The organism is Mastigocoleus testarum BC008 (assembly GCF_001456025.1).
Classification (GTDB): Bacteria; Cyanobacteriota; Cyanobacteriia; order Cyanobacteriales; family Nostocaceae; genus Mastigocoleus; species Mastigocoleus testarum.
In genome coordinates this window covers 13,189-29,714 of sequence record NZ_LMTZ01000119.1, presented here as the reverse complement: position 1 = coordinate 29,714, position 16,526 = coordinate 13,189, and the positions used below count along the sequence as shown (strand labels likewise).

General features: G+C 37.0%; 13 protein-coding genes. 5 read left to right on the top strand and 8 right to left on the bottom strand.

Going from position 1 to position 16,526, the window contains the following annotated elements; genetic code table 11:
- Positions 1 to 183 precede the first annotated feature (183 nt).
- The 3 genes from BC008_RS30790 (at position 184) to BC008_RS30780 (ending at position 7,117) form a co-directional block, all read left to right on the top strand.
- Positions 184 to 2,184 carry a ShlB/FhaC/HecB family hemolysin secretion/activation protein gene (locus tag BC008_RS30790; protein ID WP_082650673.1) on the top strand — a complete coding sequence of 667 codons (2,001 nt, stop codon included), beginning with the start codon at positions 184 to 186 and terminating at the stop codon, positions 2,182 to 2,184.
- A gap of 1,381 nt (positions 2,185 to 3,565) precedes the next feature.
- The gene (locus BC008_RS30785; protein ID WP_235595961.1) at positions 3,566 to 6,037 is read left to right on the top strand and encodes a right-handed parallel beta-helix repeat-containing protein; all 2,472 of its coding nucleotides are present in this window, start codon (positions 3,566 to 3,568) and stop codon (positions 6,035 to 6,037) included.
- 567 nt (positions 6,038 to 6,604) lie between these two features.
- Positions 6,605 to 7,117 carry an outer membrane beta-barrel protein gene (locus BC008_RS30780; RefSeq protein ID WP_027845905.1) on the top strand — a complete coding sequence of 171 codons (513 nt, stop codon included), beginning with the start codon at positions 6,605 to 6,607 and terminating at the stop codon, positions 7,115 to 7,117.
- A 148-nt stretch (positions 7,118 to 7,265) separates the two neighbouring features.
- On the opposite strand, the gene BC008_RS50805 is transcribed toward BC008_RS30780, so the two are convergent.
- The gene (locus BC008_RS50805) at positions 7,266 to 8,219 is read right to left on the bottom strand and encodes a hypothetical protein (RefSeq protein ID WP_027845906.1); all 954 of its coding nucleotides are present in this window, start codon (positions 8,217 to 8,219) and stop codon (positions 7,266 to 7,268) included.
- Between the two features lie 395 nt (positions 8,220 to 8,614).
- On the opposite strand from BC008_RS50805, the gene BC008_RS30770 reads away from it, so the two are divergent.
- Positions 8,615 to 10,174 carry a pyruvate kinase gene (locus BC008_RS30770; protein ID WP_027845907.1) on the top strand — a complete coding sequence of 520 codons (1,560 nt, stop codon included), beginning with the start codon at positions 8,615 to 8,617 and terminating at the stop codon, positions 10,172 to 10,174.
- A gap of 223 nt (positions 10,175 to 10,397) precedes the next feature.
- A complete protein-coding gene (locus BC008_RS30765; protein ID WP_027845908.1) occupies positions 10,398 to 11,024 on the top strand; it encodes a CP12 domain-containing protein in 627 nt (208 codons plus the stop codon).
- Between the two features lie 69 nt (positions 11,025 to 11,093).
- Here BC008_RS30765 and BC008_RS52235 read toward each other — a convergent pair whose 3' ends face one another.
- The 7 genes from BC008_RS52235 to grxC form a co-directional block, all read right to left on the bottom strand.
- Positions 11,094 to 11,681, bottom strand: coding sequence for an ATP-binding protein (locus BC008_RS52235; protein WP_082650675.1), 588 nt, complete (start codon positions 11,679 to 11,681; stop codon positions 11,094 to 11,096).
- A 561-nt stretch (positions 11,682 to 12,242) separates the two neighbouring features.
- A complete protein-coding gene (locus tag BC008_RS30755) occupies positions 12,243 to 12,713 on the bottom strand; it encodes a transposase (RefSeq protein WP_072207791.1) in 471 nt (156 codons plus the stop codon).
- Between the two features lie 21 nt (positions 12,714 to 12,734).
- Complete coding sequence (locus BC008_RS50800; protein ID WP_201026193.1) at positions 12,735 to 13,055, bottom strand: hypothetical protein; 321 nt, start codon at positions 13,053 to 13,055, stop codon at positions 12,735 to 12,737.
- A 638-nt stretch (positions 13,056 to 13,693) separates the two neighbouring features.
- Positions 13,694 to 14,698 (bottom strand): NAD(P)/FAD-dependent oxidoreductase, encoded by a 1,005-nt coding sequence (locus BC008_RS30745; RefSeq protein ID WP_027846385.1) that lies wholly within the window; start codon positions 14,696 to 14,698, stop codon positions 13,694 to 13,696.
- A 99-nt stretch (positions 14,699 to 14,797) separates the two neighbouring features.
- Entirely contained in the window at positions 14,798 to 15,040 is a 243-nt protein-coding gene (locus BC008_RS30740; protein WP_027846386.1) for a hypothetical protein, read from the bottom strand.
- A 309-nt stretch (positions 15,041 to 15,349) separates the two neighbouring features.
- Positions 15,350 to 15,949: a glutathione S-transferase family protein gene (locus BC008_RS30735; RefSeq protein WP_027846387.1), complete on the bottom strand. Its 600-nt coding sequence runs from the start codon at positions 15,947 to 15,949 to the stop codon at positions 15,350 to 15,352.
- Positions 15,950 to 16,113: 164 nt separating this feature from the next.
- Positions 16,114 to 16,392: a glutaredoxin 3 gene (grxC, locus tag BC008_RS30730; protein WP_027846388.1), complete on the bottom strand. Its 279-nt coding sequence runs from the start codon at positions 16,390 to 16,392 to the stop codon at positions 16,114 to 16,116.
- Positions 16,393 to 16,526: the final 134 nt, after the last annotated feature.

Sequence of the window (16,526 nt, the reverse complement as noted above, 5' to 3'; positions counted from 1 at the left end):
GGGATTCTTACCTTGTTTTAATAAAACTCCATTATCACTTTTATTTGCTTCTTCAACTTGAGTGTATTTTTATATCATTGAAATACATAATTGAATTTCTTCTAGTCAAAATTACTCAGGTGCTTTACTTATTGGTTACTTAAAATAGGGTGTCTTACCAATGAGGCTTAGCTTCAACTAACTATGAAGTTAAAGAGTAATCTTGAATCCTCCAATGTTTTAGTAGGTGATGACTTTATAAACTCAAGACAAAATCAGGGGACACCTTCTCTGAGGAAAGTAACTCTCAAATTATTCCCTTTCTCTTTCTCTAAAGAATTTGTAAGAAGATGGGAAATAATTCTAACGCAATGTCTTGACTGGAGAAGTAGGGATAACTCAAGTATTGCATCTTCCAATAAAGTTAATATGAGCATTTGTGAATACTTTTTATACAAAAATCTTCTACACAAATACTTTTTAAATTTTGGGTATAGTTTAAGTCTTATTGTTATTGTTAATATCTGTAATATTAAAACTTCTCAAGCGCAAACTGCTGTAGATTTTAATCCTATAGACTTCAATAATCATATAGAGCAAGAAAATCGACAATTTTTCCCAAATAAGCTGGAAAATTCTCCTATTAATCTAGATATCTCCAATCAAAATTTTCCTACAGCTATAGAGAATCAAAAAGTTCAAGAAGCTTCTCAATACTCAAAATTTAATATTGTTCTTGACCCGATTAAAGTCAAAAAGATTGAAGTTGTAGGTAATAGTCTATTTCAAAGTGAAATTTCCCAACTCATTAAAAAATTTCAAGGAAAGTCAGTTACAATAGCAGAGCTATACGAATTGCGCTCGTCTATCTCCAAACTGTATATAGATAATGGTTATGTAAATTCCGGTGCTTATTTGCCAGCCCAAAAATTACAAGATGGTATAGTCAAAATAGAAGTATTGGAAGGTGGAATAGAATCTATTAAGGTAAATGGTAATAAGCGCCTGAGCGATCGCTACATAGCTTCTCGTCTTAGTTCTCTTCCAACCCCACTGCAAACAAAGCAACTGTTAGAACGTTTGCAAATATTGCGCCTCGACCCCCTCATTGACAATATTTCAGCAGAATTATCTGCAGGTTTAGCTCCTGGTATGAGTCGTCTAGATATAGAACTTAAAGAAGCTAATGCTTTTAGTTTATCCTCCTCTTTAGACAACCATAAATCACCTTCAATTGGATCTAATAGTCGTAATATCGCTTTAAACCATTCTAATCTTCTGGGATTTGGGGATAAGTTCCAACTAAACTATACAAATACTCAAGGTAGTAACGGATTTGATATTGGTTATACATTTCCAATTAATGCGAAAAACGGTACTATTAGTTTTGCCTATGGTTTCAATTCTAATGACATTGTCGAAAATCCTTTCACACCCTTAGATATCGAAACTAAATCAAACTACTACCAACTTAGCTTTCGACAGCCAATTATCTATAAACCCAATCGCGAATTAGCCTTAGGAGTTAGCTTTTCTCGTCAGCACAGCGAGACTTCTTTACTGGATATTCCTTTTCCTTTATCCATAGGTGCAGATGATTCTGGTAATACTAATATTAGTGCTTTGCGAATTTTCCAAGAATATACAGAACGCAGCGACCGTAGCGTTTTAGCATTGCGATCGCAGCTTAGTGTGGGAGTAGATATTTTTGATGCCACTATTAATGATAATCCTCCAGATAGTAATTTTGTTGCTTGGCGAGGACAATATCAATGGGCGCGTCAGCTAGATAAAGATTTTCTTTTTATCTTACGAGGAGAGATTCAACTTGCAGATAAATTAGTTCCTCTAGAGCAATTTCGTTTGGGTGGTGCAACTAGTGTCAGAGGCTATCGAAGAGATGTCAGTTTGTCCAACAGTGGATTATTTGCTTCTGCTGAATTAAGAATTCCAGTCCTGCGAATGAATAAACTAGACGGTCTATTACAAATAATCCCTTTTATCGATCTAGGCTTACCTTGGAATAGAAACAATGAAGCAGTTGATATTGACTCTTTAGTCTCAGTTGGGATGGGATTAAATTTTAATGCTGGAGACAGGTTCAATGCTCGTATAGATTATGGTATTCCCTTGACTAATACCAAAATTAATGGAAACAGCCTACAAGAAAATGGAGTGACTTTTTCTTTAGGTTATGGTTTTTAATTATTTACCAAACTTTTTGTTATCAAACTTTTTGTCAGTCCTCTACCTTTAGATGCATTAATAATTTTTTGCTCCTAGTTTTTAACATTTTTGTTACGAAAATTGTCAATCAACCATAACAACCTAAAGAATTAAACAACTGACAAATAGTAGATTTTAATTGCTCTTAGAGTCATTGATTAATAAAACTTAACTAAAATGCCTGAGAATATACAATGGATCCACTAAATATCTAGTTTCTTCTATAGCAAAATTAATTATAATGTAAAAAATATATAATCCTGAAGCTAAGTATATGTATATTTATATCACCATTAATAGTGTAACTACAAATACAAACTACTTTTTAAAGAGATAAATTAACAATCAAAATATAAAATAAAATAAATAAAGCTAATGAGTTTAATTGGCGAACCTTGATCAAAAATTGTCACCTAAAATACATAGACTTTGATCGAATTTTGATTTAAAGAAAAATCTATTAAAAGTTATATTTAGATTTGACGCAGGCTTACATAACTTCTGATTATGTAATTGATTAATTCATTTCAACACTAAATAAAAGTCCATAACTATATATGGAGGTTGTTTCAGGCTTTTAATGAGAATTTTATTCCTGGATTTATAGGTTCATCAAACTACAAACAGATGTAGTATTTTTATCTTTGTGCTCGAAAATTTTTAGTTCCAACAAAATAATTAAAATTCAATAGAGTTTTAAAAATATATTATCTGACTAGCCAATATAAATTTGATTTTGGGAGCAGCTAAGGAATGTCAAGTTTTTAACTAACACCTGTAATGAATTTTGTATAAAAATTTTATTTTCATCTTAATCTAAAAAAAACAATAAACTATCTTCACAAATGCTTGTTCTTAGCTAATACTAAAGATAGATTTAACCACAGTTAAATCTTGCAATCTTGGTGTGTAATTTTCAGCCGTACTCAGAAATACGATGAAAATTAGTTAGTCGGTTTCACAAAAAAGGAAACATCTGCTAGGATACACATCTACCAAAATTGCATACCAAACAGCCTAGTTTTTTTTGGGAGTATGTGACGATTATGAGATCGGAAAATCCTACGATTTATAGATGTTTGTGTTCAAGCTAATTATTCATGTATTTACGATGGCAAATATTAATAATGGTCGTCGTTGACGAACAGTATTAATCCTGTGAAGAGGAGTGATATCGCGTCTACAATATAGTTTTCTGACGTGAAATAAGCATGTGGTGTATTCCCGAAAGAGGTAAGTCTAATGACGACTGAATTGCTTTTCAGTTTTTCTGTATTTGACACAGAATGATAGCTTCAGTCGTATCGTTCTCGGTTGCAAAGATAACTAAGCTAACTAAGGAATTAATTGAGGAAAAGCCTTGGATTTCACACATTCTCACACCCCCGACGTCCATACCCTACATCAAGGTTTAGATGTATTCACTGATTCAGGTAATCCTTTAGAAGATAAGCCTTTCAGTTCGGATAAGGGACATAAAGCACTTACTCTCAAAATTCAAGATCATATTGATGGATTCTTAGAAAGAAGAGAAAAGCTTTTAGGTGATTCAACAGATCATATATATGACATCCACGATCTACATCACGATATTTTCAGCAGATATCAAGACATTTTTAAAAAATATAATCATGATGTTCAAGGCGATGAACTTCTTGGTAAACATAATGGGAATGACAACCTCAATGGTACTAAAGACATCCTCGTTGGTGACTCAGGAAAAGGTGATGTTGATACATTGACTGGTTTAGGTAGTAAGAAAGAATCTGTCGAAAATCCTTTACCAACCTATAATCCAGAGCCAAAATCTGTACCAGTCGATTCTTCAAACTCATCTGATAAGATGTCTCCTGATATGAATTCAGGAAATAAAAATTCTTCTGATAAAATGTCTCCCGACCTGACTTCAGAGGAGAAAAATTCTTCCGAAGTAAATTCTTCTGGTAAGAACTCATCTGATAAGATGTCTCCTGATATGAACTCAGAAAATAAAAATTCGTCCGATAAAATGTCTCCCGATCTGACTTCAGAGGATAAAAACCCTTCCGAAGTAAATTCTTCTGGTAAGAACTCATCTGATAAGATGTCTCCTGATATGAATTCAGGAAATAAAAATTCTTCTGATAAAATGTCTCCCGACCTGACTTCAGAGGAGAAAAATTCTTCCGAAGTAAATTCTTCTGGTAAGAACTCATCTGATAAGATGTCTCCTGATATGAACTCAGAAAATAAAAATTCGTCCGATAAAATGTCTCCCGATCTAACTTCAGAGGATAAAAACCCTTCCGAAGTAACTTCTTCTTCTGATAAAAATTCATCTGATAAGATGTCTCCTGACGTTGACTCAGAACAGAAAAAATCTTCTGATAGCATCTCCCCAGATGTCACTTCAGAAAAACAAAACTCTTCTGAGGTGAATTCTTCTGATAAGATTTCTGGTGATACAACTTTAGAAGAAAATAACTCCTTTGGAAATAAATACTACGTTTCTGTAAATGGAAGTGATAATAATCCAGGAACAAAAGATAAACCTTGGAAAACCATTGACCATGCAGTCGGTAAAGACTCTCCAATAAAAGCTGGTGACACTGTTTTGGTGCAACCTGGTACTTATACAGAATTAATTACTCTTGGTAAATCTGGCGAAAGTGGTTCGGGTAGAATCACCCTTAAAGCTAACGGTGATGTCACACTGAAAGACCCGAATCCAACTAAAGGAGGTTTCCGTGAAGGTGTTATTCAGTCAGCTGGTAAGAGTCATTGGGTGATTGATGGCTTCCGTATTGAAAATACATCCTGGGCTGGAATTTCTTTACGTGATGCAGAAGACATAACAGTTCAAAATAATCACACCTATGAAACTGGAGCCTCCGGTATTATCGTCTTACCAGACACTTACTATGATGGCGGAGAACAAGAGGTCACTAGTAAAGACATTAAAGTTCTTAACAATACTATAGAACGAGCAAACTGGAGATGGAAAGGTCGTGGCGACACAAATGGAACTCAAGAAGCTCTAAGTATATGGGGTGTAGATGGCTTCGAAGTAGCTGGTAACACCGTAGATCAGGGTAACCGTGAAGGAATAGATGCAAAAACTGGTTCTCGCAATGGTTCTATTCATGACAATAAGGTAACTGGTACTTCTTTAGTTTCTGGTACACCTGGTGGCTACAATGGAGGTTCTGCAATCTATGTTGATGGTGGTCGTGCTAGGTCCTTCAACATTGATATTTACAACAATGAAGTTTATGGAAACACTGCTGATGCGATTTCGATCGCAGACGAAGACCCCAGTAGAGGTGATGTATTTGATATCCGCGTCTTCAATAATGTTGTTTACGACAACGGTAAACAAGGAGTAAATGGTGGACAAGGAATTGGAATCAGCAATAATGTTCGTGATGTCGAGATTTTCAATAATACTTTTTCCAATAATGTCCAAGCAATTACCATAAACGGTAAGAGCTACACTGGAGGCTATCAACCTCGTAATATAACGGTTACTAACAATATCTTTGCTGATAGCACTTATCGAAATGGGTTTATCGAAGATGCGAAGAATGTGACTTTGAAAAATAACTTATTCACAGATCGGTTTAGTAACCTTTACGATGGTGGTAAGAGAACCACAAACGTGAAATCTTCTGATAATACTGAAGTTAACTCAATCAGATTTATGGATTCTTCCGGTCATGATTTCCATCTCAAATCTGATTCAGCAGCAGTTGATAGTGGTTTTAGGATTGACCCAGACGTAGAGTTTGACAAAGATGGTAAAAAACGAAATCAAGGTAAAGCCATTGATGTGGGTGCTTACGAGTCAAAGTAAGGACGATAAATTGAATCTCATATCCTGCTGAGTTCATGTCCGGTTGTTATATTTTTCCCACATTTAAGTAAAAAAGGGAAAGGGGTTTTTCAAAACATTAACGTGACTTAAATAATTGATCGGGTTCAAATATAATTAAGTTAAAACACAAGCAAGTATTAATATTTACATAACATAGTTTTTTCACGCTCGAGCTTTACGAGTATTTGTAGATACTATAAATAATTAAGTATTCATACAAATTTAGTCAGTCAGTCTTGTATCGGATAAATTATACTCCGTAATCGCAAAGTGAAGAAATGTTAACGATTTTCTCTAGGAGTTGAATGACTTTTAAAGAGTTTCCTGAACTGGATTCATATTTTATGGCTCAATGCATATAAATGCACTATAAAAATTAATTTTAATTACAATAATCACAATTTCCTCACATTAAATTGTTAACCTAAAAATAGATAGGTAGTAGACATTACTTCTGTCAAAAAAACAATATTTTAAGAGTTAACACCAAGTAAAAGATAAGCAGATATAGAAAATCTTCCGCTTAACTTTTATTAGGAGGGTAATATGAGACTTACTAGTGTAATGGTGAGTACGCTTGTTGCTTCCTCCATTCTTCTTTCGGGCGGAATTGCAGCAGCAAAGCCAACAGGTATGGATGGTAGTTACATTGGTGCTGGTGTTTCTGCTGGCGTTACCAATGGTGGACAAGATAACGATGCAGCAGTATTAGGTGGTAATGTTCAAGGACGTTATGCGATTCCTGAAACACCAGTTTCCGCTAGGGGTGCAGTTCTATTCGGTGGCGACTCTACAGCCATCATGCCAATGCTAACTTACGATGTACCCATTGCTGATAATACTAATGTTTATATTGGTGCTGGTTATTCCTTTGTCACAGATGAAGGCGAAAATAGCCCTTTAGGTAATAGGGATGCAGCTGTGATTACTCTTGGTGCAGAATCAGAAGTTAGCGATCGCGTCGTCGTATATGGTGATGCGAAATGGGGTATTGATGCTTATGAAGACAGTTCTGCTGATGCTGTGAGTTTGCAAGCAGGAGTTGGTTTCCGTTTTTGAGAAAAGGATTTAACTTTGTTCGTGTTGTTAATCATAGTTGTCAATGACTTGCAAACATGACTTGTAAGTGGGTGCGATTGGATTTAATTCAATCGCACTTTACTAATATTTGGGAAAAGCGTCTAATTTGTTCGATACCAAGCTATTTTTAAACTTCTTCAGAAACCTCAACTTCTTCCTTAATAACGCGCCAACCTGTATGTAAACCCATCTTACCGGCTTTCACAAACATCCAGCATCCACGTTGATAAGAATTTTTACCGGCTTCACATCTAGGCTTGACCCCAATTAACTCTTCCACTTCTTCGGTAGTTAGTACCCAACCCAAAGTATAGGCGCGTTCTAATATATCCATGTACCAAAGTGGGTTTACTGGTTGCAATCGTGAAAATAATATTTCTTGTAGATTAATTAATGACTGAGTGATTTCCGTTAAACGTTCTTCAAAATGGATAGATTGTGGAGTGATATTCTCAGTTTTGGCAAAGGTTTCATTGAGTGGGTCAAATTGTGGAATTTCTCCATCAATATCTTCTAAGGCAGACTCATCATCTAATTTAAAATCTGGAAAATGATGATTTGTATCTAAAATAGCCTCTTTGGCATCCTTTTGTAAGTTTGCTTTGAAATTCTTTACCGGTACTAGATTTCGACTAATTTCTGCAGCTAGATTACTTAAGAAACGAGCTGCTCCCTTTTCTTGACGTGTAGCCATTTGAACTGCTACTTGTTTCATCATTCGCACCAAATTGGGGTCAATTAAATTTTGATGAGATTCTAAAATATCGGCTTCTGAACCACTGGGACAATCCAATAAGTCTTGAATAAGCTGGAGATAGGCTTGGGATTTTTCATCATTACTTTGGTGGTGAACTGCTTGTTCAAACAGATGGTTGATTTGTCCAGCCCAATGTTGGAGGTATTTGGCTGCATCCAACCTTCCGTCTGATTTTAACTGCATGGCGATTTCTTCCATCACCTGTACTAGATCGGGAGTAACTAGTTGTTCGTTACGTTCTAGCAACGTCCATTCTTCTCCATGAGCACAGCTTAGCAATTCTTGAATTAGTTGTAGATAAGCTTTGAGTTGTTGTTGTCTCATTTTAAGGATGCCTTTTATTAATTATTAAATTTATTAAATTCAGAATACTCAATAATTATTGGCTAATTTTCTTATAGGTTAAAAAAATGAGGAATTTGTGAGTTCATCACTCCGTCTGCGACCTCACAAGTTTCTCAAGTTTTTTACTTATAAATAAAAATGAAGAGTTTTTATTTACGTACAGATTACAAGATTTTTAAATTTACTACCAGTGTTTTCATAAATTGAGTGTTTATGAAACAGCATAACGATGGTCCATGTTTTATACAGTTGCCTAAGTAAATCTGATGTTTAACATAGGGATTTAGAATTTTAGGTTTTGAACTGTAGGTTTTGAATTGTAGGTTTTGAATTGTAATTTTTGAATTTTGGATTTCGAGCTAGGAGATGATTTTATGTTCTCCCTTCAAAGTAATACAACCGATATAAAAACAATAGATTTAAAAAACCCAGAAGTTTTACTTGCTACTTTACAAGAACTTCGGCAATCAATTTATCAACAGGGAGAAGAAATTTTTCAACGATGGGAACCCCTTATTAAACGTCGATCCTTCCGAAAAAGTGCTCAAAATTTAGCATACTATCTAGCTTTGCAAAGTCACGATCTACGCCCTTTACAAGCAGCTTTGATTCCCTGGGGACTATCATCTTTGGGGAGAATTGAAGCCAGAGTACTACCTAACTTGGACGCAGCGATCGCAACTTTAGCTGCTATTTGTCAAACAGAATCATATCCTCTTCCACCTCGTCCTTCAATACAATCTTTTTTAGAAGGACATCGTCTGCTCAGACGTCATACACAAGATGTATTGGGAAAACCATGGAATAACCGTTGGGTAAGGATTATGGTTACATTACCCAAGTCAGCAGCTAGCAGTTATGAGTATGTTAGAAGTTTACTACAACAAGGAACTAATTGTGTCCGAATAAACTGTGCCCATGATACACCAGAACTCTGGGAGGCAATGATTCATCACGTACATCGTGCGGAGGGCGAAACAGGACAACCCTGTAAAATTATGATGGATTTAGCTGGACCAAAACCTCGTATCGAGCAAACTATTAACTTCTGTGAGTCTGACCGTTTATTCCCAGGAGATTATTTATTCTTACGACGCGATTTATTGGGTGCAGAATCTGCAAATAATTCTAGTTTTGGCGATACTGGATATCCACAATTAACTTGCACAATACCAGAAGTGCTAGATAGTTTAAAAATAGGTGCTAATGTTTGGATTGATAACGGACGAATCGGTGCTTGTGTTGAGTCGTTAAGTGGTGAGGGAGTACTGGTAAAAGTTACCCATGCTAGCCATAAGGGTAGTAAACTGTTGCCAGATAAAGGAATCAATTTTCCTGATACTTTACTTAATTTGTGTCCCCTTACAGAAAAAGATAAACAAGATTTGGATTTTATTGTATCCCACGCAGATATTGTGGGATATTCTTTCGTTCAAAATACTTCAGATATCGATCTTTTAGAGCAAGAGTTACAAACTCGTCAGATTAAACGATCCAATCCTTTAGCAATAATTGCAAAAATTGAAACACCTCAAGCAATACAAAACCTTCCAGAATTAATAGTTCATGCTGCAGGTAAGTATCCTTTTGGTGTGATGATTGCTCGTGGTGATCTAGCTGTAGAAATTGGTTATCAGCGTTTAGCAGAAATGCAAGAGGAAATTCTCTGGCTATGTGAAGCTGCTCATGTCCCAGTGATTTGGGCTACACAAGTGTTAGAAAAACTGGTGAAACAAGGAATTCCTTCTCGTGCTGAAATGACTGATACTGCTATGTCGGAAAAGGCTGAATGCGTCATGTTAAATAAAGGACGTTATCAAGGAGAAGCAGTAAGAATATTAGATGATATCCTCAAAAGGATACAGGAACATCAATTGAAAAAGATGCCCCAATTACGGGCTCTTTATTCTTGGAAATATTACGACCGGAGTTGATTTTAGTAGAAAAACCTCACAATTTCCTCAAATTGTTTGTTTATAAGGAAGGTGTCGAGTTTAAAGGATTCTAAAGGTCAATTATCAGGAATCAAACAATATTGGTTCTTACAAACCAGAATAATTTTTTAAACAACTGTAATCCCTTCTATTACAGGTACGGTCTGAGTTTTGCGATGGAAAGCAAGACAACGTAATTACAAAGCAATACGGGAAGGTAGTTATGCTAAAAGCCGCAGACATAATGACTAAAGATGTTGCAACTATTCGCAGTTCGGCAACTGTAGCACAAGCGGTTGAGTTAATGAATTCCAGAGGTTGGCGTGCATTAATTGTAGAACGTCGCCACGACCAGGATGCTTATGGCATTATTACCGAAGCTGATATAGTTTACAAGGTAATTGCTTTTGGTAAAGATCCTGCCAAATTGCGCGTACATGAAATAATGAGCAAGCCCTGTATGGCAATTAACCCTAATCTCGGTGTAGCATATGTGGCGCGTTTGTTTGCCGAATATCACTTACTCAGAGCACCTGTAATTCAAGGAAAACTATTAGGTATTATTTCCCTTAGCGATATTATTAGTGAAAGTAAATTTGTTGAAGAACCCCAAGAGGTACTTTTAGAAGAAGAACTACACGATGCAGTGGAAAACGCCCGCAGTATTTGCGATCGCACTTCACCGAATTCGAGAGAATGTGGAGCAGCTTGGGATACAGTTGATGAACTACAAGCAGAAATCGCCCATCAACAATCAAAGAAAATATTCAAAACTGCTTTTGAAGAATACTGTGAAGAGTTTCCTGAAGCTATGCAAGGTAGAGTTTTTGATGCTTGGTGTAGTGGTTAATTGATGTTGTGCGAAACAAACTTTTTATGGGTCATTAAATCAACCTGATATTTGCATTCTATAAATGCTTTATCGGGTTTTTTCTATTGCTCCTAGTGCTTTTAGGCTGAGAATTTCGGCTGATGTTAAGCCTTTAACACCTGTGATATTCATGCGTTCGTAGGGTCTGTATCTTAATGTCTTTAAGCATTCACCCGTTTTTATATCCCAAATTTTGATTGTTTCATCTAAGCTACCGCTAACCAATATGGAATCATCTCTTGCGAATGCTACTGACCATACTGTATTGGTGTGACCTGCTAAAGCTTGTATACTTTCTGTTTGAGATACTACTTCACTGGAACGTCCCATTTTGAAGATGGACCTTTTCATTCCAATACCATAAGTTCCGATGGTATAGACATCATTATCAAAATTATTATCAGGTCTTCCCATTCTAAAAGCATACTTTTTTGCCGTATCAATTGGTATGCCACCACAATTATCTGCTATTGTAAAATTATCTGATGAAAAATTTATTTTTGCCCAAAATTTTCTATAAGGTTCTTCTGAGTCTTCAAACTGTTGAGTATCTCTAATAGTTCTTTGTATACCATCTACACAATTATCTAGAAGATCAAGAATCGCATCTTGAAGCTCAATATCACGAGTAAGCATCTCCACAAAAAAGCTTTTCGTTGGTGATGCATTTAAAGTATCTAAACTTTGCGACTCGTTTTCTAATTCCATATCTTGTTCCTGACTGTTTTTAACTTAAGTCACTGAGTAGATCACTTGAATTTTAGTGCCTAATCATATCAATTGATATATAAAAATGTTGTTTTACTCGTTCATTGTAAGACAGAACAGCAATTAACACCACAGTAACGTAATTACGGTTATTGTGACGTAAGGCTAGCTTTAAGCGTAAACGGAATTACTCCGCTTACGCCATAAGCGCGGTTTAACGTTTCCGCAAAGAAATAGCATTCACCGTAGGTGCGGTTCACCCCAAACAAATGACCTTGCGGTCACGCTATAGCTATAGCTGCGCTACCTGCGGAGCCGCTACCTTACGGATCCGCTAATGGAAATTAGTAACGAGTGAGTAAATCCTAATAGCTTGAAACTTCTTGCTGAATTTTTTTAATACCGCGCGCGAACACTTCTCATGGCGGCTAGAACTACAGAAAGGATACAGAAAGGAATGGCACTAAGAAAAGCTGGAACCCTTGTGGTTTAAGCGGTTTGTAATTGCTTATTTAATTCATGCCGGGGTTTAGTCATTAAGGGGTAAGCTTTTGGACGGCGTTTGCGGACTCGTGGTTGACTACGGCCTGGGCGTTCTGGAACAGCCTTATGAGCAATAACTTTAAGTAAAGTGGAATAAATTTGAAGACGTTTTTTAGAATAAGCGGTTAGCAATTGAGGAATAAAGTTATTTAAATGATGGCGAGTACCTTGCAATGACAAGCGTAATGGAGGAGTAGCGTGAGTAGTACCTGCCGACCACATTAAGCTACGAAGTAAATTGTAAGCTAGCAAATAAACATAGATTTCTTTGCGTACCATAGAAGGAGTTTTACAACGTAAGATATCCATCCCCAGAGTAGTTTTGATATGTTTTAAATCTATTTCTGCATGCCAACGTTTACCATAAAGTTTAGTGAAGAAGGCAGAAGGCAGGAGGCAGAGGGCAGAAGGGAGCAATTGGTAGGGGCTTCCGACCCGCTACCAATTGCAAGCCACCAAAATAAATTTGGTGGGGGTCTTAAACCCTTGCTCCCTCCGGTCGCCAGAAGCTCTACGGCATAGTCCTTCTGCCTTCTGCCGTCGAACTTCTGCCTTTCCTGATAAAAATGCCCATAATGTTACGAATGGGTCAAATAATCGCTTTTTGTATTTTATTTTTAGTTCCTCGAGTGCTTGCTCGATTGCTGAGGATGGTAATAACTCTTTAAAAGGTAATCCCAGACTTTGATTAAACTTATTCTTGAGGATTTGTACTCGTAGTGTCACAGTAGTATTTATCTGTTGGCTTGCTCGTATCAAAGAAAGTATTTCATGAACGAGTGAAGAAGGCAGAGGGCAGAGGGCAGAAGGCAGAAGGGAGCAATATGGTAGGGGCTTCCAACCCGCTACCAATTGCAGGCCACCAAATTTTAAATTTGGTGGGGGCCTTAAACCCTTGCTCCCTCCGGTCGCCAGAAGCTCTACGGCACCGGCCTTCTGCCTTCTGCCTACGAACTTCTGCCTTTCCTGGTAAGCTTTTCTACCCACAACAAATTTTTCTCACAACGCTCTTACATACTTGTTTGAGTTCGCTTATGGCGCATGCCCCATGCACTGAACCGCACCTAAGATGAACGATCGCTATGGGAGGCAGCCCTCCGGGCTTATTGCAGCTAGAGGCTTTGCCGACCTGCTGCGCGTACCGTTCGCATCTTTTAGATGACACTACATCAAGGATAATCTTTTGTTTACCTAGTGCGTACTAGCCATCTTTTTATTTTCAATACCTTAAAAAGCTGTGGTACTTATTCTGCATAGCTTACAGCTTTTCTTAGTGCCATTCGATACAGAAAGGATATTGTAGGAAACCAAGCTAATCGATGCTCCCCTGCACACTATACAGGAGAGCATCGATTTATGATTTTCCTCAGATGAGTACTATCTCAATAGCAGAAACCCTAAGCTACCTTTTCAGTTGAGGAGATATTAAAAGAGCGACGCCCTTCACTACGACGAATATCTCGCCAAATTTGAGTCGCCGCAACTGCTCCATCGGCAGCTGCAACGATTACTTGATTCATGCCTAATTTCAAATCTCCAACTGCAAAGATGCGAGGATGAGATGTGCGATTCATTTTGTCGGTAATTAGATTACCACCTTGATAGTCTAACTCAATCTCCTTCAGATAGTCGGCATGATACTTCGATCCCATAGATACTAAACCTGCATCAAGTTCTACAACTGTACCGTCTTTTAGTTCAACTCCTGTCATTTGATGCTCATGCTTTATACCAAGGAATTGTTTAATCGGTTTTTCTACGAGTTTGTAACCTTCAGCATCGAGGCGATAGCGTAATTCTGTTCCAACTTCAAATCCTCCATTGGTAAATACTGTAATGTTAGGTGTAAACCAACCCAGTGGGAATGCTACTTCTAAGCTACCTTCACTCCTACCAAAAACACCCACGCGTTGACCTCGAATTTCGTAGGCATCACAAATCAGACATACATGTAAGTTATGTCCTGCATAGTCGAAAACATTTTGCATATCATCGAGGACGGGCAAATTATCAATAATACCACTGGCTGCAATCAAATAGCGAGTGCGAAAAGTTGTGTAGGTGGGATTATTCCGTCCAATTCGGACTTTCACCACAAAAATATCTCCTTCTTCTACAACACTCTCTACATAAGCGTTGAGATGATCGCCATCCACAGAAAGATAATGATCTTTCCCATGTTTCAACAAATGTCTACCAGAGGTGTCCGGAGGTAAGCCTAGATAGTTATGTAATTCCTGCATCCAGAAGGATCGAGCTTTACCTTTGTCGATGATGAGGGTGGAGAGTAAATAGCGTTGTAGATAAATACCTGCGGAAAGTCCAGCTGGACCACCCCCAACAATTAGAACATCGTAAATATGGTCTGCGCGTTGAGAAAGATTGTGTGTTGAAAGTTTCATAGATTTCTCCAGTGGTGTATTAAATATTAGATATTTTTTATTTGAGTAGTACTATCTATTGTGTGGATATATTATGTATTTTTTGTGTTTTTGAAATTATTAACAGGCAAACTGAATCGATTTACCATTGACTGAAATCAAGCGATCGAGCCTAATTTCGTTGCCATCTTTCAATTTTAGAAATTCCTCTTGATTGGCAGCATATACATCTACAATTTGGCTGTCTACTTCTAAGATAGTATCATCCTCTGTTTGATAAATAATTTTACACAGTTGCCTGAGTATTGCTAAAGCTTCCAGTTCATCGTGAAAATTACAGTCAACTAACTTATATTTATTCATCTTTCCTACCTACCATCTTTTAATTAATCTGATTATTAATCTCAAAATATCCGCTTTGACCTAAACTAGTCGTATTAATTGCGACCTGCCATTATACCACCATCAACATCCCAAACTGCACCCGTTACCCAAGAGGCTTTATCGGTTAGCAATGCTTTTGCCAATACCACTCGTACCACCAACTACAATTAACTTTTGGTCTCCAAATTATTGAAACATAACTCACCTACTTTTAATTTGAATAGACTTATGGATATTTATTGATAATCAATTGAAAATTAACCAATTGTTTGGATTAAATATATTTTTCTAGATTCCTGTCATTGGAATATAATTGGGTAACTTTTTAATACGCTCAATCCAATTCAGTAGGTTTGGATAGGGTTTAAGGTCGATTTTGCCATCGTTAGCCAGAGCAACATAGGGAAAAACAGCAATATCAGCAATCGTGGGACGCTCAAATTCTAGCCATTTACGCATACTTAAATGCTTTTCCAATTGGCTCAAAATATATTTGGCTTTTTGATGCGCGCGATCGATATTGATATTGGTCACCCTAAACAAATGGTAAAGTCTCGCATTCTCAGGACCTTGACGAACTTCTCCCGCTGCAATCGATAACCAACGAGATACCTGTGCTAGAGGTGATGCATCTGAGGGAAGCCATTTATCTCCACCATATTGTCGTCCTAAGTAAACCAAAATTGCCTGAGCATCTGCAAGTTGGATATCCCCATCAATTAGTAAAGGAACTTGTCCAAAAGGATTGAGTGTCAAGTATTCGGTAGACTTATGTTCGCCTTTCATCAGATCGACCTTAACCCACTCGTATTCGATATTTAAAAGCTCCAGTAACAGACGCACTTTATAACTATTACCAGACATTTCGTGACCATAGAGCTTAATCATTGTGCTTGTCCCAATACAGTTTCTCTAGATATAAAGATGAAATACAAATGTGAAACATAAATATGGGTGTCTTGAAAACTAAAAGTTAAATATTAACCTTATTGCATTATCAATCCACCCTTTACAGCAATAGATATTTTAAATATTATTGCTGAGTCAAATCATTACGACATTTGTACCGGATCTTGGTTCAACAACGCATCTAACTCTCCTTGTCTTTCCAAGCCATAGAGGTCATTGCTACCACCGATATGCTTGTTATTAATAAAAATCTGCGGTACAGAACGCTTACCATCCGTACCCCTCACCACCATCCGATCTCTGGCTGTTTCGTCACCATCAATAACATATTCGGTGTATTCAACACCTTTTCGATTGAGGAGTTGTTTTGCACGAATACAAAATGGACAAGTACTCCAGGTGTAGATTTCTACATTCGCCATAACCAATACCTCTGCTATTTACTAAGTCAATGTTTACTAGATGAGAAATTCGAATTACACTAGTCAAAATCAAACTAATTGCAAAGAAACCTATCACTCGTTAATATAACGATTGACCTACTTCCTACTAGTTG

Bases quoted from the DNA above. Each gene is read 5' to 3' on its own strand.
- BC008_RS30790 (WP_082650673.1), top strand. From the start codon at position 184: ATGAAGTTAAAGAGTAATCTTGAATCCTCCAATGTTTTAGTAGGTGAT.
- BC008_RS30780 (WP_027845905.1), top strand. From the start codon at position 6,605: ATGAGACTTACTAGTGTAATGGTGAGTACGCTTGTTGCTTCCTCCATT.
- BC008_RS50805 (WP_027845906.1), bottom strand. From the start codon at position 8,219: ATGAGACAACAACAACTCAAAGCTTATCTACAACTAATTCAAGAATTG.
- BC008_RS30770 (WP_027845907.1), top strand. From the start codon at position 8,615: ATGTTCTCCCTTCAAAGTAATACAACCGATATAAAAACAATAGATTTA.
- BC008_RS30765 (WP_027845908.1), top strand. From the start codon at position 10,398: ATGCTAAAAGCCGCAGACATAATGACTAAAGATGTTGCAACTATTCGC.
- BC008_RS52235 (WP_082650675.1), bottom strand. From the start codon at position 11,681: ATGCTTACTCGTGATATTGAGCTTCAAGATGCGATTCTTGATCTTCTA.
- BC008_RS30745 (WP_027846385.1), bottom strand. From the start codon at position 14,698: ATGAAACTTTCAACACACAATCTTTCTCAACGCGCAGACCATATTTAC.
- BC008_RS30740 (WP_027846386.1), bottom strand. From the start codon at position 15,040: ATGAATAAATATAAGTTAGTTGACTGTAATTTTCACGATGAACTGGAA.
- BC008_RS30735 (WP_027846387.1), bottom strand. From the start codon at position 15,949: ATGATTAAGCTCTATGGTCACGAAATGTCTGGTAATAGTTATAAAGTG.
- grxC (WP_027846388.1), bottom strand. From the start codon at position 16,392: ATGGCGAATGTAGAAATCTACACCTGGAGTACTTGTCCATTTTGTATT.